The following is a 20,994-nucleotide window of genomic DNA, read 5'->3' on the forward strand; positions in this document are numbered from 1 at the left end:
AACGTGTCGGCTATGTGGGCATCCGTTGACCACAATTTTATCCTTAGGTGATGTGTACCTAAATGATTTTGTGGATGAAGGGGATACAATCGTCAAGGCACCTCTTACGTTGGCGGTGTGCGACAGCTGTGACCTGGTACAGCTACAGGATACTCCTGATCTAGACAGACTGTATAGGCAGTACTGGTACAAGTCCAGTCTCAACAAGAGCATGGTTGCTGCCTTACAAGACATAGTTGACAGCATTGAACAGCGCGTGACACTGGTACCTGGTGATGTGGTTATAGATATTGGATGTAATGACGGTACCATGTTGTCACAATACACACTAGCTGACAAGTTGTACAGGATAGGGTTTGATCCGGCGTTGAACCTGGCTGACGAGGCACGGGAACATTGTGATAGGTTCTACGACACATACTTTGGTGACACTGATGTGGTACTCCCACAAGCAAAGGTGGTAACTACGATTGCTATGTTCTACGACCTAGAGGACCCACACACGTTTGTGGAACTGATACGAAGAGCTCTAGCGCAGAACGGAATTTGGGTAATCCAGTTGACAGACTTGTTGTCGATGCTTACGGTTACGGCGTTCGATAACATATGCCATGAACATCTGGAGTACTACTCACTGGACGTGATTATGACGCTACTCGAAGAGCACGACCTGGAGGTGTTCGACGTAGCCGTAAACAGTGTAAACGGTAGCAGCCTACGCCTGTATGTAGGTCACAGGGGAGAACGTGATTTGCAGCCAGCAGTCTTGGAGTATTTGCTAAAAGAAGACGACTATTATATGAGGTCCTTGGATAGGATGCCGAGTGAAAATCAGTATACTGCGTTTGCGCGTAGAGTCGATGACACCAAGAGGCGCGTACAGGCGTTTATGGCTGAGCAAAAAGAACTCAACAAATCTGTGTTCGTCATGGGCGCCTCCACCAAAGGCAACACACTATTGCAGTGTTTCGATCTATCAGTAGACGATCTACCTTTCGCAGCTGAGGTGAATGCTGACAAGTTTGGCAAGCGTACAGTTGGTACAAACATCCCAATCATCTCGGAGGAGGAAGCCCTGGCCCAGAATCCAGACTACTTCTTCGTATTGCCTTGGCATTTTATAGATATGCTTATCGGTGTGCACGAGGCTTACTTGCTCCGCGGTGGCAAGCTCGTGGTACCGTTGCCGGTACCTTGTGTTTTTTGGTGGAACGGTTCTGAAATAGAGAGGAAACTACTCTAATGTGGACTGTGTTGTTTGTCAATCATACAGATAAGAAGTGTGGTGTGTACCAGTATGGTTATAACACTTACCATACAGCCCTAGTAGACTCAGAGGAATTCTGCTTTGAGTATCGTGAATGTACTAACATGGATCAACTAGGAGCAGCGATCGACGAGCTAGAGCCGGCAGTTGTTATATACAACTATCACGTTAGTACGTTAGGTTGGGTTCGTGAGTACTTTAGTATCCGCAGCAGTGTTTCACCGAAGCACGTCGCGATTCATCATGAACCACACCAACCACTACCTACGTGGATGGATGCAGCTATTAGCCAAAACCCTATTGAACCAGAGACGGCCACTCAATTCAGCGTCGGCCGCATTCTCCACCCGTTCAACCAGGATGTTCCAAAGAATGACATCCCAGTGATCGGTACGTTCGGTTTTGGCATGGCCGGAAAGGGCTTTGACCGTCTAGTCACTAAGGTCTGCGAAGAGTTTGACGTAGCACGGATTCGAATGCATATCCCCTTTGCTCATTTCGGGGATGCTTCAGGAGTACAGGCTAAGGCCTGGGCAACACGCGCTGCTGAGGCTTTGACTAAACCAGATGTCATGTTAGAGGTGAATCACTACTGGCTATCGACTGAGGAGCTGTTGAGTTTTTTGGCAGGAAACGACTTGAATGCATTCTTGTACGATAATATGGATCGAGGTATTGCTAGTGTACTGGATTTTGCACTGTCCGTGCCACGGCCATTAGTCATCACCAGTTCCTTGATGTTCCAGCATGTGTGGTCACAAGTCCCTGAAGTATTGATAGAAACTAATTCTCTCCGAGACATTCTGGATCGAGGTACAGCACCATTAGCTCCACTGTACGCCCAGTGGTCCCCAGAACAATTGTGTAAGGACTATGAAAGGGTAATAGATGCTTTATGGCAGGATTGACATTAGATGTCATACTACAGGGACCCATAGCAGGGGACACATACAAGTACGCTCAGTCGTACTTAGAGGTGCCGGATGTTAAGCGAGTTATCATCTCGACCTGGAAGGGGCAGCCTGAGTTGCAGGAGACCGATCGCTTAAAGGTGATCTACTCAGACGACCTGGCAAATCCAGGACAGAACAATCGCAACAGACAGATCTTTTCTACTCAAAAAGGATTAGAGCAGTGTTCAGACTTTGATACTCTGGTAGTGAAGACTCGTACCGATCAGCATATCCGTGGGCACAGCTGGGAGACGATGAAGCGTTACTTCATGGCCAACTACAAGATTGAAGAGAAATTTCTAGATGGAACGGGACCTAAAGGCGCTATCTTTGCTATCGGGCTATATACCAAGTTTGTATTTCATCCTCAGGACCACCTGTTCATGGGTTTCCGTGAGGATATGGATGCGCTGTTCGGTTTGCCGTTAGATCCAGTGTTGCCAGTCAACATAGAAAACCCAGCGGACAACGTCGGTACCTATAGTGATTGGGCACACCAAGATCTGCGCCCGAATGCATATATCGGCATGCATTACTATGCGCGGTTCGACGAACATATACAGCACATGGTAGACAACTTTCAAGAATACATAGTGGATGAGGCAGTGTGTAGAGAAGAAGCACTGGCTGCCGACAAGGAGTTTCGAGACAAGATTTTCAAAGTCTTTCCACCGCTTGATGTGTGGTGGGGCAAACATCACCGCACGTATCCCTACGAATGGGGCGCGCCGTTCTCGGAATACCACGCATGAAACGTAAAGACCTAACGAATCAACGTTTCGGTAAGCTAGTGGCTATTGCACCTACTGATATGCGGTCGCCGTACAAGACTCGTAAATGTGTTGTTTGGTCCTGTCTCTGTGATTGTGGAGTAATATGCTTTCTTGATGTGAACCAACTGACAACAGGACACAACAAATCGTGCGGGTGTGCGCACTACAAAAACAACGGCTACCCTTCCGCTTTTAATGGTTTATATGCAGACTATCGTAAGGGTGCTAAGAGACGCGGTTTAGAGTTTCGATTATCACGTGCTGATATGTACGACTTGACTAAGCAACGTTGTTCGTATTGCGGCTGTGAACCTAATCAGGTTATTAGGAATCCATCTTGGAAAGACTCGTACACGTATAACGGTCTGGACAGAGTAAATAACGCTGTCGGTTATACACTCGACAATGTGGTCACTTGTTGCAAGACATGTAATTACGCAAAAGGTCAGATGTTACACGAGCAATTCCTAGCCTGGATAAAGCAGGCGTACTTAAACCTTTTCACGGAGTACCACGCATGATCATATATCCCAAGCTAGTTGTACTGGATGTGGATGGAGTGTTGACGGACGGGACTAAGCAGTATGTCAACGGCAAACCAGTAAGTAAGTCCTTCAGTGACAAGGATTTCACGGCTATGAAGATCTTGAAATCCAAGGGCAGCAAGGTATGTTTCCTGACGGCCGATGCAGGTAATGCAGCTTTGGCTAAGGACCGCAACATTGATTGTTTCGTGTCTCGTGATGCCTATAACCGGATCAACAAGAAGGAAGCCTTTCAGGTAGTACGTAAGCATTACGGTCTTAGTGCTAATGATGTGGTGTGGGGAGTCGGGGACGATGTTTTTGACATTGAATGGCTAGAGCTATGTGACAAGTCTTTTTGTCCTGTAGACGCGGCCGCTCTAGTACAGAGCTCTGTGTCAGTGGTACTAGAGTCGTATGGCGGAGAAGGACTAGTGCAAGAGATAGTTGAACGTTTTATGTTGCCGATAACCAAACAAGACATTAAACTTCTAGTGGAGATAGACAGCCATGAGGGATGGAGTCACGCTGCACGGTAACGCGACGAAGGATTATATCTATGTAGTAGAAGATTACCCAGTAGAGGGCGCTAACAATCTAGCTAGCAAGGCGTTCTCGAGACCTGGAGGAATACACAATCTAGAGAGAGCGTTATGTCGCTTGGGTATGCCTCAGTGCGAGGTGGTACTGAATCCGGCGATCGCTATAAACAAGATAGTGATACTGATCAACACAGCTAACAGTACTCGTACCAGCATCGTCGACTGGAAGGGCAGCAACAAGCTGTTTAATGTCGGCATGTATGCAGGCAATACACACTGGCATCACTTTGCCTACATCGACGCGCTGGAACCACTACCTCGAAGTCTTCATGAGCTGAAGGATGCTGGATGTATCTTGTCGGCCGATCTAGCTGGAGTGCGCGCACCTAATACACCGCTTGAGTTGTTTGATTACGTGTTCGTGTCAGAAGAAGACAACTATAACGTAGACGGCCTTAAGGCTATTGTACATAGACCAGACAGAGTTTACACAACATGGAACAACGCTAGTTACACCGTTCCGCAGAATCCGCACATCAAATTCACCCTAGGGGCAGGCGACATATTAGCTGCCGTAGCCATCAAACATCTTATCGAGTTGGATGGCGAATTACCTCTAGATGAGCTATGCAGTATTACTGAGGACCTATTGCTGGAGGAACAATGCTTAATCTAGTCGTCCCTGTTGCAGGAGCTGGTAGTCGTTTCAAAGAAGTAGGCTACGACATGCCCAAGCAGTTGATTATGGTAGGAGACAAGACCAACATCGAGTGGTCTATGAGCTGTCTCAAACGTGGACCAGGCGTTCGTACAATCTTTATCATGCGAGAAGACCAGCGGCTAAACTTCGCAATGGATGAAGTGCTGAGGAACAAGTTCGGAGCAGATTGCAGAGTGGTTATCGTACCTGAGCTCACTCGTGGAGCAGCTGAGACAGTGTTAGCTGCAAAGAGTTTTATAGACAACGACGATCCTCTAGTCATATACACACCTGATACATATTTTGAGCCGCACCTACGAGTGTCGGAGGATATATGTGGGGATGCGGACGGTCACATAGTAACGTTCAAGGCCAACAACCCTGCGTACAGCTACGTAGCAAAGGACCCTGTTGGTCGAGTGACAACAACGCGCGAAAAGCGTGTGATCAGTACCAACGCTGCAGCTGGTGTGTACGCTTTTGCTAGAGGGAAGTCGTTCGTGGCAGCAGCTACCAAGATGATAGAGGAAGACACTCGTACAAATGGCGAGTTCTACATCTGCCCTGTGTACAATGAGCTAATGGCGCAAGGACACTTCATCACCACTTCGGAGGTACCTAAGATTCACCTGTTCGGTACTCCAGAGGAGATGGACTTCTTTGTGACAGCGAGCACACGTACGATGTCGAACGCAGAGCAGCGTGTGGTACTATGTGCAGATCATTCAGGATACGAGCTCAAGGAACGAACCAAAGAGCTACTAGCCGAGTGGTCCATATCAACCATTGATTGTGGTACGTTCTCGTTCAGAGACTGTGACTACAGTGCATTTGTACGATCAGCCTGTCAGTTTGTGCTTCGTGATCCTACCTTATTCGGGATGGGCTTTTGTCGCACAGGACAAGGAGTGAACATCACAGCTAACAGTGTGCCGGGCATACGAGCAGCACTGGTATTTGATGAGTACACAGCGGAGCATGCTATCCGTCATAACTGTGCAAACTTCTTTAGCGTGTCCTCAAAGTACACAGACAACGTCGGAGATATTATTCGTGCTTGGCAGCAAAATACATTCGACGGCGGGCGCCATCAGAACAGACTGCAGGGGTCTCAGTGAAAACCTATCATATGGGTGACATGAAAAATGGATGGTTCGTAGGAGACTTTGCGCCAACGGCGTTTCGCACCTCCGAAGCTGAGGTATGCTTCGCTACACATAAGGCCGGTGAAAATCCACAGGCCCATTTTCATAAAGAGGCTCCGGAAATCACAGCAGTGATAAGCGGTTTGATTGTGATGTACAACTACACAACGCACAATATACATATGTTCGGCCCTGGAGATATCTTCGTGGTCGAGCCGAACGAGATAGTAGAACCGATCATACTAAGAGACACACAGGTAATCGTGGTCAAAGTTCCCTCACTACCAAAGGATAAATACTACTATGATCCTGATTGCACATAGAGGTAACATCAAAGGACGAGACGAAAGAACCGAGAACGATCCGAATAGAGTATATGGATTGCTGCAACTCGGGATACATGTAGAGGTGGATGTGTGGTTCAAAGGTCCAGACGGAGGCCTGTGGTTGGGGCACTATGGTTCCCAATACTTGGTGTTTGATGATTTTTTTGAGCACAACAATCTATGGTGTCATGCTAAAGACGTTCAGACTTTGTATGTTTTACAACGTATGGGTGTACATTGTTTTTACATAGACACTAGTAGTGCATGTACATTGACTTCTAAGGGCTACATCTGGACATCACCCAATCAACAACTAACTGAAAACTCAATAGCAGTGATGCCAGAGCAGACTATCGGACCTCGACCGAATATTGCTGGCGTGGCTGGGGTATGCAGTGATGATTTGACGGAGTGGCTATGAAAAGGGCTAATATACAAGGCCATCGGTTCGGCAAGTTAGTGGTTGTGCGTCTGTCTAATAAGAAACACAAAATACAAAACATTCGCTTATGGGAGTGTGTTTGTGATTGTGGTGGAGTGGTTTATCATCTTTCAAACACCCTAACTGCTGGTAAAGTAAAAAGTTGTGGTTGTTTTGTTAAGGAGTTTCGTAAACTGAAAGGCAATCAAGCTGCGAAGAATTCTGTTCTACGTCAGTATAAAAGCACAGCCGCTCACAAAGGATTATTGTTTACAGTGCCAGAACCGTGGTTTTTTGATAATATAGTGCTGCCCTGTCATTACTGCGGTTCAGAACCCGCAAACATAGCTAAACCACCAAGATACAGGCCGGACGCTGACGAAGATCGAGTGTTTATGTATTCTGGGTTTGATAGGGTGGATAACACCGTAGGGTACGTGCAAGACAACCTTGTTCCGTGTTGTTTTGTATGTAACTCGGCAAAAAAGGCACTAACTGAAACCCAGTTCAGGGATTGGATCAAACGTATCTATTGGAATCAGTTTCATAAAGTGTCCGACAAGACTCCAGGGGTTTTGCTGGATGAGCTGATTACAACTAACATGAAGTTGTGGTATCTGCAGGAACGTTTGATGTCGGCAAAATCGGACAGTGACAAAGCCACATTAGGCGTAGAAACTCAACTATTGAATGGTAAACGCAATAAACTAATGCGTAGTATCGACACATTATTAGATTTTTCGGATGACTCTGTGTCTTTTAAGACATACATGAATGGTCGCGATCATGAGTAAGCAATACGCATTCTGCATGCCTGGAAAGATAGGGGACGCTCTGTACACATTGCCCACAATCCAGACTATATGTGAACGGGACGATGCTGAAGCTACCTTCATCACCAGTGAGATGTGTCGTCCTCTAGAGCGTTTGTTGTTGTACCAAGATTACATAGTTGACTTTGTAGTTCCTCCTGAGTATATTATCATGGGAGAGGGGCAGGGAGTACAGCCTTGGGAGATGCCAGTCGTGGGGGAGTACGATAAAGTATACCAACTGGGGTATGCACAATGTCCGCGCGGGCCTTTACACAAGTTCTCAGCACGCTGTGCAGGATTGGAGACTGTACCTGATCCTGTATACAAGTATCCAAATAAGAAGTTCTACAGCGATCCTTACGTAGTAGTGGGGTACTGTGCCTCCAGAGGGTACCCACCGATGTGGGACGCATACAGATATATGATTGAGAATTGTCCTATACAGGTAGTGCAAACGGGTACGATGGCAGATTATATTGACAGCCCCTCAGATAACATGGCAGAGCTCGACCTGCTTGATGTGTTGCCTCTGCTGGCACATGCTAAGCTGTTTGTAGGGTTTTATTCTGGGCTATTGGTATTGGCAAATGGCTTTCCGGAACTCCAACGTATCGTTACACTTACGTCAAAGGGGTGCGGAGAGCAGCACGGTCTACATCTGCCCAATACCTTGGAGATTGCGTATCCGCCGCCGTGTTCACACGAAGAAACACGAGCACCAAGATTTCAGGAAGAGCTCCTAAATGCCGTATTTTGGGGGGTTGACAAATGAGTGAGAATGTGTTATATTTAATAGTTGCGTAAATGCCTGGTATAAAGGGACTTATATAAAGGAGGACGTATGACCATAGGAGTAGCATTCTTTGTGAAAAACTGTCTTCATTACACACAGGAGTGCTTAGCCTCCTTGCAAGTGAGTAGCAAATATCACGTGCTAGTAGTGGACGATTTCTCTTCCGATGGAACAAAGTCGTTCTTAGCAGAGACAGCCGAAGCGTTTTCAGGTTTTGCAGCTGACGTACCTGCCGAAGATCGAAATATGCAGGGTTTCTCTATGATCTTAGATCCTCCAGTTCCTAGTTTAGGTGCCCGATGGAACCTAGCGATGGAGTATTTCAAGGATCTGGAGTGTGAAGCGGTGCTACTCTGCAACAACGATATTGTGTTCCACCCAAAGACGGTAGATGTCTTGGTTGAACGGTTGCATGCGGGAGACGAAGCGCTGGTCACAGCACACAACGTTCGTGATAGTATGCAAGTAGCGATGTTGAATGGGTTGGTTCTGCCCTCCCTGGAGGAGGCATCAGAGGCACCCCACCCTGATTTTTCTTGTATGTTGTTGCGTACAGCAGCGTGGGAGCAGGTGGGAGGATTCTCAGAAGCGTTTATTCCTTGTTACTTCGAGGATAACCACTTTCACACGATGCTAAAGATACATGACCTAGTTGCAGTTAGCACTACTGCGGCGCCGTATATCCATTTTGGCTCTGTGTCACAAAATCAGGTACCTGGTGGCGTATGCACCGGTGCGCGGTTCGAGGCGAATAGACAGAAGTTTGTGGAGATCTTCGGCTCGTTGCCAGATGAAATAGATATACCTCAGTTACGTAAACAGTTTCTAGGTGAGAAACAGGAGATAGCATGATGAACTGGTTTAAGTCTGAAGAAGATGTCACTGCCGAGGCTGGTGAGATTGAAGCTCTTGAAGACGACGAGCTTCGCGGTAAACAAGCTAACAGCATAATCATAGACGAAGTTAACACATTCGTCCCAGACGAAGAGGTAGTTGAGGAGGCGCCTGTTGAGCAGCCTAAAGTGAAAACTCCGCCACCTCCTGGCTTCATGCGCGAATAAGACAGTGCCCTTGTAGCTCAGTGGACAGAGCTCCGGTTTCCTAAGCCGAAATGCGTAGGTCCGAATCCTACCAAGGGCGTAAGGGCGTAAGGGTGGTTGGTGTAGTGGTAACACGATCGGCTCCAACCCGATCAACGGGGGTTCGATTCCTCCACCACCTGTAGGACTGGGTAGCTCAGCGGGTAGAGCGCTAGGTTGAAGACCTAGGCGTCGGGGGTTCGATTCCCTCTCCAGTCATGGGTTGTGATGAAAGGGAACGGGAAATGATGAATGATGAAAGGATAGTATCATGGCTAAGAGACTATATAGTAGAGACGGAAATCTGTGTAAAGCTCGTAAGAGCATGGGCAAGCGCACGTACATCGGCATCGCGCTAGACCGAAGTGGATCTATGCAGCAGTTGTTGGGCTCCACTGTGAGTGGGTTTAACGAGCATCTGGAGACGATACAATCAGACGCTCTCAAAGGTGGAACTACCAAGATGTCGTTGGTGACGTTCGGTAACAACACTGTAACCACTGAGTTTTTGAATCTCGATCCGAAGAAAGTTCGCTCACTACACAAAGGTGCTTATCGTCCTAGCGGCAATACACCGATGTACGATGGAGTAGGAAGGCTTATAGACGAGCTAGCAGAGTTCGACGTGGAGGAAGCTGATGTAGGTTTCTTGGTGTTGGTTATTAGCGACGGTCAAGAGAATGCTTCTAGATTGTGGAATCAGCCTGGCATTGCGAATCGCATCAATGCACTCAAAAATACAGGTCGATGGACGTTTGCTTATGTTGGAGCTAATCAAAATCTGTTCGAGGTAACGCAGTTCTTCGGTCAGAACAACGTGTTGAGTTGGGAATACACGCCCAAAGGTACTGAATATGTGTATGATGTTATGTGCACAAGTACATCAGCATATTTAGGTGCTAGAGCGGCCGGTGAGACGTCTAAGTCGTGCTATTTTTCGCCCACTATCACAGGCGACTCTATAGTAACAGACGCAACAACGATTACCAATGTAGGGGTTGACAAACAGACCTAAAGGTGTTATATTAAGGGAGTGCATAACGATCTCCTGAGGACAGGGCCCGGCGTCGAGCCTTTAATTAAAATCGGCGTCACATGGGGTATGTAAGCTCTGGGGAGTGATGGACCCTTGCAAGGTCCTCGTGGTGGGTTCGATTCCCACATGCTCCATACGCTAACTAGGAGAACACATGAAAAAGTTTCGTATGTTGTTACTTTTATTCGTCGCAGTGTTTTCGTTCGGTTGTATGGCTCCATACACTGCAGCACGAGCTCGTGTTGTTGGGCCGCGAGTGGTGTATGTCCCGGTATATCGAAATGCGTCGTACTACGATCAGTGGATATACAGCCCGTACATGTATCGAACACCGACGGTAGTAGTTCGACAGCCCGTTGTCCGACAAGCACGACCAGCGGTCAGGCGACGTCCTGCTAACGTACGTAGTAGAGCACGACGACCAATACGACTTAGACGTAAACCTTAGATGTGGGGGCATCGTGACGGTGGTACCGGACCGGTGGAAACCCTAACGGCACAAGAAGCGTATGAGCCCCACATCTTATGCTCCCGTAACTCAGGCTGGCCAGAGTGACTGCTTTACACGCAGAGGGACGGTGGTTCGAATCCATCCGGGAGTATCATAGCGCCGTAGCTTAGAGGCAAGAGCACACGGTTTGGAACCGTGGGGGCGTCAGTTCGAATCTGACCGGTGCTATAATTCATAGAGGAGTGACCATGAAGATCGAGGAAATGAGTGAGCCTATCTTTTGTGAGCACTGCGGGCTATTACTGGATCAGTTTATCTTAATAGACGAGTTGTGGTGTCTATGTTGTGCTAATAACGATGGCACTATTTCGGACGAACAATTTGCCGACAAGCAACTGAAGAATTGGTGCCTCTACCACAGCTGGTTGTTGAATGAAGCTAGTAAGGTGTCTAACTTGATTATCCAAAGGAATAACGAATTACGTTTGACGCCATAGGTCCACGTTGGTGGACCCCTTGTTCGTAAGCAATGCCTTATAGTGTAACGGCAACACGTCTGGCTCTGGACCAGAAGACTCTAGGTTCGAATCCTAGTAAGGCAGTAGTGATCCGAGGATGTCTGGCAAACAGTACGGCTCCGACGCAACTTGGCGCGCTTGGCAAAATATCGGGTGGTAGGATCACTTATACGCCTCCGTGGTGAACGCGGTTATCACACAACTCTGATACAGTTGAGTAGAAGGTTCGAGTCCTTCCGGACGCATTAACAAAGGAGACAACATGGCAGCACGATCAGTAGTAGACGGAAAGCGTATGGTGTATGTGGATGGTAAATGGGTAGAGGACACACATTGGCCGGCCTTTGTGAGATACGCAGGACTATGGTGGGTTGGTGGTTTCTTAGGTATGTTAGGATTAGCTTTTGTTAACACATGGTTGACCGTCCCTTTCATAGTGGTTTTTGGTGGATTCACATATTGGAATGCTAGACGTTTGATAACGAAATACAACTTGCCGACCACGTTCAAACTAGGACCTGGTGACGTGGCATGTAAGTAAGGTTTTGGGGGCGAACTTTGGAATCGACAGGTGAACATCAGAAACAATGATTGCTATGCCGAAGGCTGCATCGTTAAAGCGCAAAAACCATAAGTGCAAACACGAAAGAAACTGTTGAGGCTACATGCCTTGGCACACGCGCGGTTCGCCCTACGTTCCGTTTCGTGTCGATTAAGGGAGCTTCCCGCAGCTTTGTAACGGGTTCGGAGTCGCTTTGCAGATCGGCTACAAGAAAAACCACTGCAGCGTTGGCCTAACACGTAGATAGGCACGGCTGTCAGTAGCCCAAACTGACTATGCATAGTAGACGTCGTCGTGGAACAGTCGCTTGGACGCGGGTTCGAATCCCGCCGCCTCCATTGTACTACTCTTAGGAGGGAATGTGGAAGACAGGATACGCGAGCTAGAGATGCGAATCATAGAATTGGAAGCTACGGTAGACCAACTGTTGCGAACGGTTGGATCCCAGCCGACGGTACGCAGTCCCTACGAACCTAGGAAATTGCCTAAACTCAGGGGTTGACAAACGTAGTACAATGTGTTATATTACTAGTTAGGAACCGAAGTGATGCAGCACCATAAGGTGAGTCAATATGGCCTGTGGCCCCAAGTCACACCACTGCATGTGGCCGATTGCACCCCGGTGCCCGCTACAATAGGCTCACAGTGTCGGTCGGTAAGAAAGTTTGTAAGTCGTCGTAGCGTAGCTCTTCTTACCAGTAATGCGGGTTCGGTTCCTTTAAGGTCCATTCGTCTAGTGGCCGAGGACATCAGGTTTTCAACCTGAAGACAGGAGTTCGATTCTCCTATGGACTATAAGTAAACCACAAACAAGGAGTATGTATGCTAGAGACTGCATTAAAAGTGTTAATGGTTCTAGTAGCTATTGGTATACCGGTTGGTTCTTTTGTTGTATTCAGACGCAGATCAGCAGCCCGAAAAGCAGCTGAGCTCGAAGGTACATGGAATAGCTAACCGTCTGTGGTGAACGTGGTTATACACGCCGAGAGGATTTAGAAATGTCTAACATACGACGTTATGTCTATAAAAGACGAGCTATAGCCTACAAAGGCGGTAAGTGTGAGCTGTGTGGGTATGACAAATGCGAGAGGGCATTAACGTTTCATCATCGCAACCCAGAAGAAAAGTCTTTCTCCATAAGCGGAGGCCATTGTCGTTCGTGGAAGAGCTTCTGCGCTGAAGTGGACAAGTGCGATTTACTATGTATGAACTGTCATATGGAGGTTCACGAACAGTTAGACAAAGAAGAACACCTGTACCAAGAAAGAGCAAGATTGCCTAACAAAGAGTGTTTGACTTGTGGCAAATTATTTCATGCTAGACGTGTCGATGCTAAATACTGTAGCACGCAGTGCTCGGGCAAAGCGGCACGAAAAGTAGAAAGACCTTCGAAGCACAATTTAGCGTTACTGATGACAGTAAATGGTTGGTCGCAACTGGGTAGAATGTTCGACGTCAGTGGGAACGCAGTCAAGAAGTGGGCCGTAAGTTACGGATTAGGAACGCGCGCCGGTAGCTCAGTGGTGAGAGCAGGGTCCTTATAAGGCTCAGGTCGTAGGTTCAATTCCTACTCGGCGTATTTTAGTAAGATAAGTCTTATAAACCGGAATAGAGGGTTCGGGTCCCTCCAGACGGACTATGCCTCTGTGGTGGAAATGGTAGACACGACAGGTTTAGGCCCTGTTGCTCGCAAGGGTGTGGGGGTTCGACTCCCTCCAGGGGCATTATCGCTGCTGTAGCTTAACGGTAAAGCGTTCGCTTGGTAAGCGGAAGGATATGGGTTCGACTCCCATCGGTAGCTTGCGCCTCTGTGGTGTAATTGGTAGGCACGGCAGGCTTAAGCCCTGCTGCTTTCGGGCGTGTGGGTTCGAATCCCTCCAGGGGCATGGTACACAATACCTTTTGCAAGGGGAAGAACATGGCGAAGTTGAAGCTAGGAATAGTGGCGGATGCAGGATCGCCGACAGGATTTTCAACAGTCACACATAACATAGCGTGGGCACTGCAAGAATCCGGTGAGTACGACATAGAAATTTTAGGAATCAACTTCGACGGCAAACCAAATGAATGGTCAAAGAAGTTGTCAATGTGGCCAGCACGTTTGGGCGGAGACTTTCTTGGAATAGGCTATGTCAGTCAGTTCTACGAAGAAGTGAAACCGGACGTGTTGTTTTTGTTTCAAGACTTTTGGAACATTTCACAATATCTACCGAGACTTCCTCAGAACGCTCCAGGTGTAGTTGCATATTACCCAGTAGATGCGCCGAATATTAAAGGACAGTACATGCTAGGTATGGGCGCTACAACAGCGACAGCATGCTACACAGAGTTCGGCGTACAAGAGTCAATGAGGGCAGCTAAAGAAGCCTGGAAGACAGTGCAGGAGCAGGCTGCTCAATCTGATTTGGATCTGCTGAACTTCATAACTGTGGAGATCGGCGGAATGAATGATAAAGTTGGTGACAAAGTTGGTGGAGGCCAGGTGATTGTGCCGGTGAAACGATTACGTCAGCTGTGCAAACCAGAAGGATACACGGTCATACCTCACGGAGTGGACGTATCAATTTTCCACCCAGTGCCGACAGCTGACGCTAGAGAGAAATTGAAGATACAAAAAGATTGGTTTGTTGTGGGCAATGTAAACCGCAACCAGTCCCGGAAACGTCAAGATCTGACTATCAGAGCTTTTGCTAAATTTGCGGAAGACAAACCTGATGCCCGATTGATCTTACATTGTGTGCGAAATGATCCTCGCGGATGGGATCTACATCAATTAGGCGTATACTACGGTGTGGATGATAAGATTATAATGACGCATGCGTTGTTCGATGGTGCACGGGCCACAGAAGAAGAGCTTAACTATATCTACAACAGCTTTGATGTTCAGATTAATACGTGTGGTGGTGAGGGTTGGGGATTGACGAACTTCGAAGGCGCAGCTTGCGGAACAGCACAGATCGTACCGGATTGGTCAGCAACAAAAGAGATCTGGGAAGGTACCGGCCTGCTGATTGATGTTGCTGAAGTGCGACATGAGATGTCGATGATCAACACCATGCAAGCAGTGATCGACTCTTCGCATGCTGCTTCGTTGTTGAATGAGCTGTACGAAGATAGGCTCAAACTTGCGAAGGTCGGAGCGGATTGTTTGGCTGTTACGCAGAGACCTGAATACAAATGGGAGAATGTAGGTAAGCAGTTTGATAAGCTGTTCAAAGCCTCAGCAGGAAAGCCGCCCAAGTCTGGTGAGGTAGCCTTAACTCATGACGGCGTACAGAAGTTGAAGAACGCTAAGAAAATGCAGTTTTCATAGAAGTAATGTCTCTGTGGCGTAACGGCAGCCGCGCTAGTTTCAAAAGCTAGTCCTTTCGGGGGTGAGGGTTCGACTCCCTCCAGAGACATTTGCCGACGTAGCTCAATGGCAGAGCGCTGGTTTATACGAGGAATTATGAATAAAGGTAACGGTCGATATATGCGTCGGTTACGACGAAAAGAAGGAAAGAGTTTTTAGCCTTCCTAGCTTAATGGCTAAAGCGATGCCCTTGTAAGGCATTAGATGGGGGTTCGAATCCCTCGGAAGGCTTGGGATGCGGGCGTTGGACCGATCCCCAACGATACAATGCTGAATAACTGACCTAAAGGCCAGGCAGCGGCGTGTTCCGCATCCCTTTGCCGGTGTAGCTCAACTGGAAGAGCATTCGTTTCGTAAGCGAAAGGTCAAGGGTTCGAATCCCTTCATCGGCTTACCTGAAAAGGGGAGTAAAGATGGCACGATTCGTAATGAGGATGAAATGTGTGTTGTGCGGCAAAGTGTACCGGCCGTCTCAGATAGTAGGAGGGTGTCCTAAATGCGGAAACGTCAGGTTTGATGGGTACATGAAACGTTGGTACTGGTGGCACCGACTAAAGGCTTGGATTGTTAAGAAACTGTAGCGACACTGCCCCGTCCACGAGGGTGGCAGCCGTTTCTAACTCGGTGAATCATGGGTTCGACTCCCATCGGGGCATTGGCAGTGCAGTATAAACCAAACCAGGAGGGAACATGACGTAGAAGGATTTGTTTTCAGATGAACGGCTAAGAGAAGTGTACCGTAATAGTGTTTGGAGGGCTGTGAATACTAAGACTGGTGAGATGGCAGCTGGAGGACAGTTGTTACAATTCGATAGTAAAAGCTCATACCTATTATGGCGAGCCGAATGGAAACGTGTTTGGAAACTACGAAGTGAAGAGCAGAAGAAGTTACGTATTACGTTGTCTAAGCCGCACGATGCGAAATCAGGTTGGCTACAGGGACAACGATATGTGAACAAAATGCATCTGCGGGTGTTATTGCAAGCACGGCGTCAAGGTAAGATCTTGTCGCAGCAGATGAAACAGTTAGTACTTGTAAGTTAAGATCACGGGTTCCGTGAGTCTGACTTGCGGAATCTTTGGATGGTTCCCATAATGGTATTGGAGCGGTTTGCTAAACCGTCAGGGCTACCGCCCTTTGCAGGTTCGAATCCTGCACCATCCGTACGGAAGTGATCCGAATGGTTGAGGGGCCCGTTTCGAACGCGGGTACGGCCTACGGGCTTTGCAGGTTCAAGTCCTGTCACTTCCTCTTGGAGAATCTGAGCATAGGTGGGCTCACCTGGTTTGAAACCAGACAGCCGAAAGGTTTGGGGGTTCGACTCCCTCATTCTCCGTAAACCGGCAGGTTGGTAGACCTTGTAACGGGTTGCGCGACGGCGTAATACTGATACAAAGGTGACACTAGAGGATAAACAGACAGCCCTCTGCCTCTTCCGGTCTTGGAAGCACCAGCCGATCGGAGACGGCAGCGCCCTGGAAAGGCGCCGGTCCTAACAGGCCTTGTGGGTTCGACTCCCACTGTTTCCGTTGACTCTAAAAGGAGGCAGTATGCCCAAGAAAGACGGAACAGGTCCAGAAGGAAAGGGCCCAAAGACCGGAAGAAAAGAAGGAAACTGTAAAGGCGCTAGTAATAAAGGACGAGGCCTAGGAAAAGGTCGCAGACAGGGACGCAAATCCTAAAATATTTGACAGAATGGATGAACGATGTCCAGGAGTACTTTAGTACTAAATTCGGCGTACCAACCTCTAGGGGTAATCACACCTGAAGAAGCTATCGCGTTGGTGTACCAAGAAAAGGCGTGGGTGTGGGTGGAAGATGACTCAAGACCTTATCGTTCGGTGCACCAAACCATTAACGCTCCTCTAGTAGCAATACTGTACCACTACGTCAAGCCTGACAGTCTTCAGTTCAAGTCAGAGAAGCTGGCCAACCCGAACCTCTTCCGAAGAGACAACCATCGCTGCCAGTACTGCGGCAGGTATAAGTCTGATCTCGAGAGTTGGGAAAAACTGACCAGGGACCACATAATCCCGCGCGATCGTGGAGGTCCTGACGTCTGGACTAACGTAACTACTGCTTGTTCAACGTGTAATCACGACAAAAACAACCGTACCCCAGCCGAGGCCGGTTTGAAACTACTAACACGACCGACCGCACCATCAACGTGGGTCATTCGGGGCAAGAATAAGCTATCTGCGGAGCAGCTACAGCTGGCTGAGGAAATATTGGGTATGCATGCATAGGAGATTGAATGAACGCTCCCTGGCCCAAGATTCCTTCCAAGATAAAAGGCGTAATAACTGATACCACAGTAAAAGTAGCACCTCCAGGCTTCGATGCTGATGCTTTCGAAGTACGAGGACTGTATGATGCAAGCCAAGAGCCGCCGGTGATTTATGTCGGCAACTGGCTGCCAACTCATGCCCAGTGGCAGGTCTTTATTCACGAATTACTGCACAAACTAGAGGATGATGCCGATCTAACCTTGATTGACAAGGACATTGACGATGAACCTTCAGGCAAGAACATCTATGACCGCTTAGCGACAGCGTTTTTGGCTACCTGGAGACTAAATAATTGGAAACTGCCTGGAGAATGAGCGTACTTGAACAAAGTACGCTTTTTCTTTGCGTAAAACCCTCGGTCAAGAGGACTTATTTATAGGGCGCTCTCACAGGAAGTAGTTACTACGCGGTTGCGGGAACAGGCATTTTAGAGCGTATCCTGCCTGCCTGCAGTGTTAGGAGGTAGCTGTGGGATTTTATGTTGCTGAGGCCGATTCGGCCGGTTTGATTAATCTTGGAACTGCGAGTCTGCTGACTCCGGGCCCTACCTACCCTGATTACCCCAATAGATTTGAAACTACTACACACGTTTCCCAAGACGGAAATGTGGTAGTTCAGGCACCCCTAAAAGACGAGCGTATTCGCCATTGGGTCTGGAAAAATTACCGTTATACGGTCAATAGGTATCCAGCATTGTTTAGTCAGCTATTACAGCTGCATTACAAGCTGCGCTTACAGGAAGATACCCCCAAATCCCCGTGGGTATTCCTCAAAGAGGATGTCAGCAACAACTTCGGCAAACTGGAATTTGCAGCTGGAGTATGGACGTTGAATGAAGATTACATTCGTGTCAAAGTAGTAGACGTCACGCAGAATGTAGCGCATGAGGGTGGGAATGTCAAGTACGACGAAACTCGTTTGTCGTTTGTGATAGACGATAATACCTGGAATGTTTTCTAGAGGTGGAATTTTATGCTAGCGCTACTTGATTCGGGAACATATAATACCTATCAATTAATAGACTGGCAGGTGGATTGGACAAACTCCAGCACCACTGTCACTGAGGACGGTATTGGCTTCAAACTAGGAGCTCCTGATGCGTCCTTTACACATGCAGATATGGTGGCTGAGCCAGCGATCAGTGCTGATACGTACTTTACTGACAACGTTACTCCAGTCTTTGATGGCTGGGGACGAGCTCCGTTAGTGTCAGAGTACTGGGAATCTGGTGCACCTATAGGTATCACTACGGCCCGACGAGCAGTACTCTACTGGAGGGGCAAGATAGCAGCGGATTCCTCCTGGTTAGAAGGAACAGGCGACATATGGCTGGGCTTCGCCGGTAGCGGTTCTGTCAAAGTGATCCATGACGGTACCATCGTACTTGCTGGGGCTCCTTTGGATACTGATTCGATCCGGTACACCTCTCTTCTCGACGTAACTGAAGACGATGTCATAGAGATCTATTACTGGCAGCTAAACGAAGCATGGGGCGGCATCGTAGGTAAGTATATTCCACAACCAACTGTGACTGACACTACCCCTACCACAGCTATGTACCGTGAAGCTCCGGTTATCTCGGCTTCCTTGTTGCCTTACGAGGCAGAGACGCCTGGTGTCACACTGCCGCGCGTGACGTCGGCCGACTTGTCGGTAAACAGTCCTAACGACGCTTCAACCATGAAGTTTACTGTACCATTGGCCTCCAGTGATGAGACACTGGGTTGGTCAGTAAGCAATTCACCTCGGGTTATACAACACTACGACGGCACTGATACGCACACACTAAGAAGGTACAACTTAGTCACTTTGAGTGGGGGATTTCAGGGTGAGCTGTATGACCGATTCACGGGGTACTTGAACAACTTCCAAGAGAGTGATGGCAAAATTACAGTTGAGTGCTTCTCTACAGATCGTCGTCTTGCGATGGCCCAAGTTGAGAACTACCCAGATCGCATGAGCTATCTTACCTTTGGTTACTTCAAGAAAGAGACTTCTTCGGAGCCTGTACAAGACATTCCAGCATATGACGCCTGGCCTTTAGAACATGCTATCAAAGATTTGTGTTACAAAGCAGGCGTGGACCCAAAGCGCTTCGCTGCTGTACGACAATACAACAATGCTGGTACGCTGACTGATAAAGAAGACTTATTCGCCGGAACCAAGTCCAAATTGTTCAACGCTACCAGTGTGAGTGGAGATCTGATCACTCTTCAACGACAGTCACGATACGGCAACTCAGGCTTGGGCTTCAATGAGCATAAGTCTGCTGACGAAGCCTACATTTACGGTCCCGATACTGCTAAAACGGTGATTGATTGGGTGCGGGCTTTGGCGGATGGGTTGGGCTATGATTTCCGAGTAAATGGGTCTGGTGACTTTGTGTTGAGCTCACGAAACAATCCTCACCGTGCGTCTGAAATCACTGAAGGCTCATCAGTTTTCAATGCTGGTGCATATGGAGGATTTTACCAGAATCTGACCAGTTCTTTCACTGCGACCAACAAAGTATATGCGTCACGAATCGACTTGGTTGTAGGTAGACACGAAGATCTGGGTGAAGTAGACTATACAGTGTACTACGGAGATGGTGTAAATTCTGGAACGGTGGCCAGTGCAGGTACAATGGACATATCTCTAGCTGGAGACACCACAGGCACCTTCTTGTACGATGATCGTTTCACTTTGAGCGGCGACAACGCTGCCATTGTGACGCTGCATACAGGTGATTGGCGTTGTTACGTTGTAGAGTTATCTGAAGGCGAGGGAACGCAGTGGTGGCTGGATACACTGTTGCTGTACGATCATGACCCAGCAACAAGCCAGTACGCGGAGTCCTTTAAGACCAACAAGGCTGCACTGAGCTTGGTTACCGACTCTCAAGCAACAGACGCTCGCAATAGAGTTGTGGTTATAGGTAAGCGCAAGTCCGCAGTGACCGACAGTGCGAAGTTTCGTAACCCAAACAACCCTTCGAGCGAGTTCGCAGTAGCAGTGGGAGCCGATCCCGGCAGTATTTGGGACCCTACTACCGACAATTACGTAGGAACCAAACTGTCAACCATCATAGTGGACGATAAAATTGCTGATCAAGACTACGCTGACTGGGTAGCACAGACGCTGTTGGTACGCCAGTGTGCGCCAGCTCCGGCACCTGAATTTACTCACACTTTGATCCCAATAATGGAACCCCGCGATCCGATAACTGTAGCTGACTCGGCATACGGCACCGTTACGGACGATGTTCAGGCCTGGGTAGTGGGATACACAGAGAAGTACACCGTGTCTGAGGCTATTAGCAGTATACGGGCTACTTCTTACAGTGAGATTCCTAGTTATGAGCCAAAAGAAGACATTAACCTAGCAACGCTGGACAGTCAGTTCGGAGGAAAACCAGTGGCCGGGCTGTCTATCACTTATACATCACTAGACAACGTGGTAACTGACT

Annotated in this window: 18 protein-coding genes, 21 tRNA genes and 1 other RNA gene; all 40 read left to right on the forward strand. The window is 48.1% G+C overall.

Features of this window, described 5'->3' with window-relative positions; all coding sequences use genetic code 11:
* Positions 1–25: 25 nt before the first annotated feature.
* A complete protein-coding gene (locus tag KOO63_04035) occupies positions 26–1,243 on the forward strand; it encodes a class I SAM-dependent methyltransferase (protein ID MBU8920994.1) in 1,218 nt (405 codons plus the stop codon).
* Between the two features lie 128 nt (positions 1,244–1,371).
* A complete protein-coding gene (locus tag KOO63_04040; protein MBU8920995.1) occupies positions 1,372–2,175 on the forward strand; it encodes a hypothetical protein in 804 nt (267 codons plus the stop codon).
* Positions 2,163–2,972 carry a WavE lipopolysaccharide synthesis family protein gene (locus tag KOO63_04045; GenBank protein MBU8920996.1) on the forward strand — a complete coding sequence of 270 codons (810 nt, stop codon included), beginning with the start codon at positions 2,163–2,165 and terminating at the stop codon, positions 2,970–2,972. The genes KOO63_04040 and KOO63_04045 overlap by 13 nt, the downstream gene beginning before the upstream one ends.
* Positions 2,973–3,510: 538 nt before the next feature.
* Positions 3,511–4,056, forward strand: a complete 546-nt coding sequence (locus KOO63_04050; GenBank protein MBU8920997.1) for a hypothetical protein — start codon at positions 3,511–3,513, stop codon at positions 4,054–4,056.
* Complete coding sequence (locus KOO63_04055) at positions 4,028–4,735, forward strand: hypothetical protein (protein ID MBU8920998.1); 708 nt, start codon at positions 4,028–4,030, stop codon at positions 4,733–4,735. Before KOO63_04050 ends, KOO63_04055 begins: the two co-directional genes overlap by 29 nt.
* Positions 4,723–5,877, forward strand: coding sequence for an RpiB/LacA/LacB family sugar-phosphate isomerase (locus KOO63_04060; protein ID MBU8920999.1), 1,155 nt, complete (start codon positions 4,723–4,725; stop codon positions 5,875–5,877). Before KOO63_04055 ends, KOO63_04060 begins: the two co-directional genes overlap by 13 nt.
* Entirely contained in the window at positions 5,874–6,227 is a 354-nt protein-coding gene (locus tag KOO63_04065) for a hypothetical protein (GenBank protein MBU8921000.1), read from the forward strand. Before KOO63_04060 ends, KOO63_04065 begins: the two co-directional genes overlap by 4 nt.
* Before the next feature lie 420 nt (positions 6,228–6,647).
* Positions 6,648–7,445 (forward strand): hypothetical protein, encoded by a 798-nt coding sequence (locus KOO63_04070; GenBank protein MBU8921001.1) that lies wholly within the window; start codon positions 6,648–6,650, stop codon positions 7,443–7,445.
* Positions 7,438–8,238, forward strand: a complete 801-nt coding sequence (locus KOO63_04075; protein ID MBU8921002.1) for a hypothetical protein — start codon at positions 7,438–7,440, stop codon at positions 8,236–8,238. The genes KOO63_04070 and KOO63_04075 overlap by 8 nt, the downstream gene beginning before the upstream one ends.
* Positions 8,239–8,307: 69 nt before the next feature.
* A complete protein-coding gene (locus KOO63_04080) occupies positions 8,308–9,111 on the forward strand; it encodes a glycosyltransferase (protein ID MBU8921003.1) in 804 nt (267 codons plus the stop codon).
* On the forward strand, positions 9,108–9,320 hold the full coding sequence (locus KOO63_04085) for a hypothetical protein (GenBank protein MBU8921004.1): 213 nt from the start codon (positions 9,108–9,110) through the stop codon (positions 9,318–9,320). Before KOO63_04080 ends, KOO63_04085 begins: the two co-directional genes overlap by 4 nt.
* A 6-nt stretch (positions 9,321–9,326) precedes the next feature.
* Positions 9,327–9,399 (forward strand) — tRNA-Arg (locus tag KOO63_04090).
* 11 nt (positions 9,400–9,410) lie between these two features.
* Positions 9,411–9,481, forward strand: a tRNA-Trp gene (locus KOO63_04095).
* Positions 9,482–9,484: 3 nt separating this feature from the next.
* A tRNA-Phe gene (locus KOO63_04100) sits at positions 9,485–9,557 on the forward strand.
* A 52-nt stretch (positions 9,558–9,609) separates the two neighbouring features.
* Positions 9,610–10,353: a VWA domain-containing protein gene (locus tag KOO63_04105; protein ID MBU8921005.1), complete on the forward strand. Its 744-nt coding sequence runs from the start codon at positions 9,610–9,612 to the stop codon at positions 10,351–10,353.
* Between the two features lie 82 nt (positions 10,354–10,435).
* Positions 10,436–10,508: transfer RNA gene (locus KOO63_04110), tRNA-OTHER, on the forward strand.
* A gap of 393 nt (positions 10,509–10,901) precedes the next feature.
* Positions 10,902–10,976: transfer RNA gene (locus KOO63_04115), tRNA-Val, on the forward strand.
* 4 nt (positions 10,977–10,980) lie between these two features.
* Positions 10,981–11,053 (forward strand) — tRNA-Pro (locus tag KOO63_04120).
* 302 nt (positions 11,054–11,355) lie between these two features.
* Positions 11,356–11,427, forward strand: a tRNA-Gln gene (locus KOO63_04125).
* Positions 11,428–11,515: 88 nt separating this feature from the next.
* A tRNA-Ile gene (locus tag KOO63_04130) sits at positions 11,516–11,588 on the forward strand.
* Positions 11,589–11,890: 302 nt separating this feature from the next.
* Positions 11,891–12,246, forward strand: a transfer-messenger RNA (tmRNA) gene (gene ssrA / locus KOO63_04135).
* A 381-nt stretch (positions 12,247–12,627) separates the two neighbouring features.
* Positions 12,628–12,700 (forward strand) — tRNA-Glu (locus KOO63_04140).
* Positions 12,701–13,411: 711 nt separating this feature from the next.
* Positions 13,412–13,484: transfer RNA gene (locus tag KOO63_04145), tRNA-Ile, on the forward strand.
* Positions 13,485–13,545: 61 nt separating this feature from the next.
* Positions 13,546–13,629 (forward strand) — tRNA-Leu (locus KOO63_04150).
* Between the two features lie 5 nt (positions 13,630–13,634).
* Positions 13,635–13,706, forward strand: a tRNA-Thr gene (locus tag KOO63_04155).
* 3 nt (positions 13,707–13,709) lie between these two features.
* A tRNA-Leu gene (locus KOO63_04160) sits at positions 13,710–13,791 on the forward strand.
* A 32-nt stretch (positions 13,792–13,823) separates the two neighbouring features.
* Positions 13,824–15,218 (forward strand): glycosyltransferase family 4 protein, encoded by a 1,395-nt coding sequence (locus KOO63_04165; protein MBU8921006.1) that lies wholly within the window; start codon positions 13,824–13,826, stop codon positions 15,216–15,218.
* Positions 15,219–15,225: 7 nt separating this feature from the next.
* Positions 15,226–15,306: transfer RNA gene (locus tag KOO63_04170), tRNA-Leu, on the forward strand.
* Positions 15,307–15,415: 109 nt separating this feature from the next.
* A tRNA-Thr gene (locus tag KOO63_04175) sits at positions 15,416–15,488 on the forward strand.
* Positions 15,489–15,576: 88 nt separating this feature from the next.
* Positions 15,577–15,649: transfer RNA gene (locus KOO63_04180), tRNA-Thr, on the forward strand.
* A gap of 195 nt (positions 15,650–15,844) precedes the next feature.
* Positions 15,845–15,913, forward strand: a tRNA-OTHER gene (locus KOO63_04185).
* A gap of 425 nt (positions 15,914–16,338) precedes the next feature.
* Positions 16,339–16,422 (forward strand) — tRNA-Ser (locus KOO63_04190).
* Positions 16,423–16,425: 3 nt separating this feature from the next.
* Positions 16,426–16,509: transfer RNA gene (locus KOO63_04195), tRNA-Ser, on the forward strand.
* A 3-nt stretch (positions 16,510–16,512) separates the two neighbouring features.
* Positions 16,513–16,594 (forward strand) — tRNA-Ser (locus KOO63_04200).
* A gap of 107 nt (positions 16,595–16,701) precedes the next feature.
* Positions 16,702–16,787: transfer RNA gene (locus tag KOO63_04205), tRNA-Ser, on the forward strand.
* A gap of 21 nt (positions 16,788–16,808) precedes the next feature.
* Positions 16,809–16,940, forward strand: a complete 132-nt coding sequence (locus KOO63_04210) for a DUF5320 domain-containing protein (protein ID MBU8921007.1) — start codon at positions 16,809–16,811, stop codon at positions 16,938–16,940.
* A gap of 24 nt (positions 16,941–16,964) precedes the next feature.
* Positions 16,965–17,504, forward strand: coding sequence for an HNH endonuclease (locus KOO63_04215; protein MBU8921008.1), 540 nt, complete (start codon positions 16,965–16,967; stop codon positions 17,502–17,504).
* A gap of 8 nt (positions 17,505–17,512) precedes the next feature.
* The gene (locus KOO63_04220; protein MBU8921009.1) at positions 17,513–17,860 is read left to right on the forward strand and encodes a hypothetical protein; all 348 of its coding nucleotides are present in this window, start codon (positions 17,513–17,515) and stop codon (positions 17,858–17,860) included.
* A gap of 154 nt (positions 17,861–18,014) precedes the next feature.
* Entirely contained in the window at positions 18,015–18,506 is a 492-nt protein-coding gene (locus KOO63_04225) for a hypothetical protein (protein MBU8921010.1), read from the forward strand.
* Positions 18,507–18,518: 12 nt separating this feature from the next.
* The coding region (locus KOO63_04230; protein ID MBU8921011.1) for a hypothetical protein at positions 18,519–20,994 on the forward strand (2,476 nt) is incomplete at its 3' end.

It is taken from the genome of Candidatus Latescibacterota bacterium, assembly GCA_019038625.1.
Lineage (GTDB): Bacteria > Krumholzibacteriota > Krumholzibacteriia > Krumholzibacteriales > Krumholzibacteriaceae > JAGLYV01.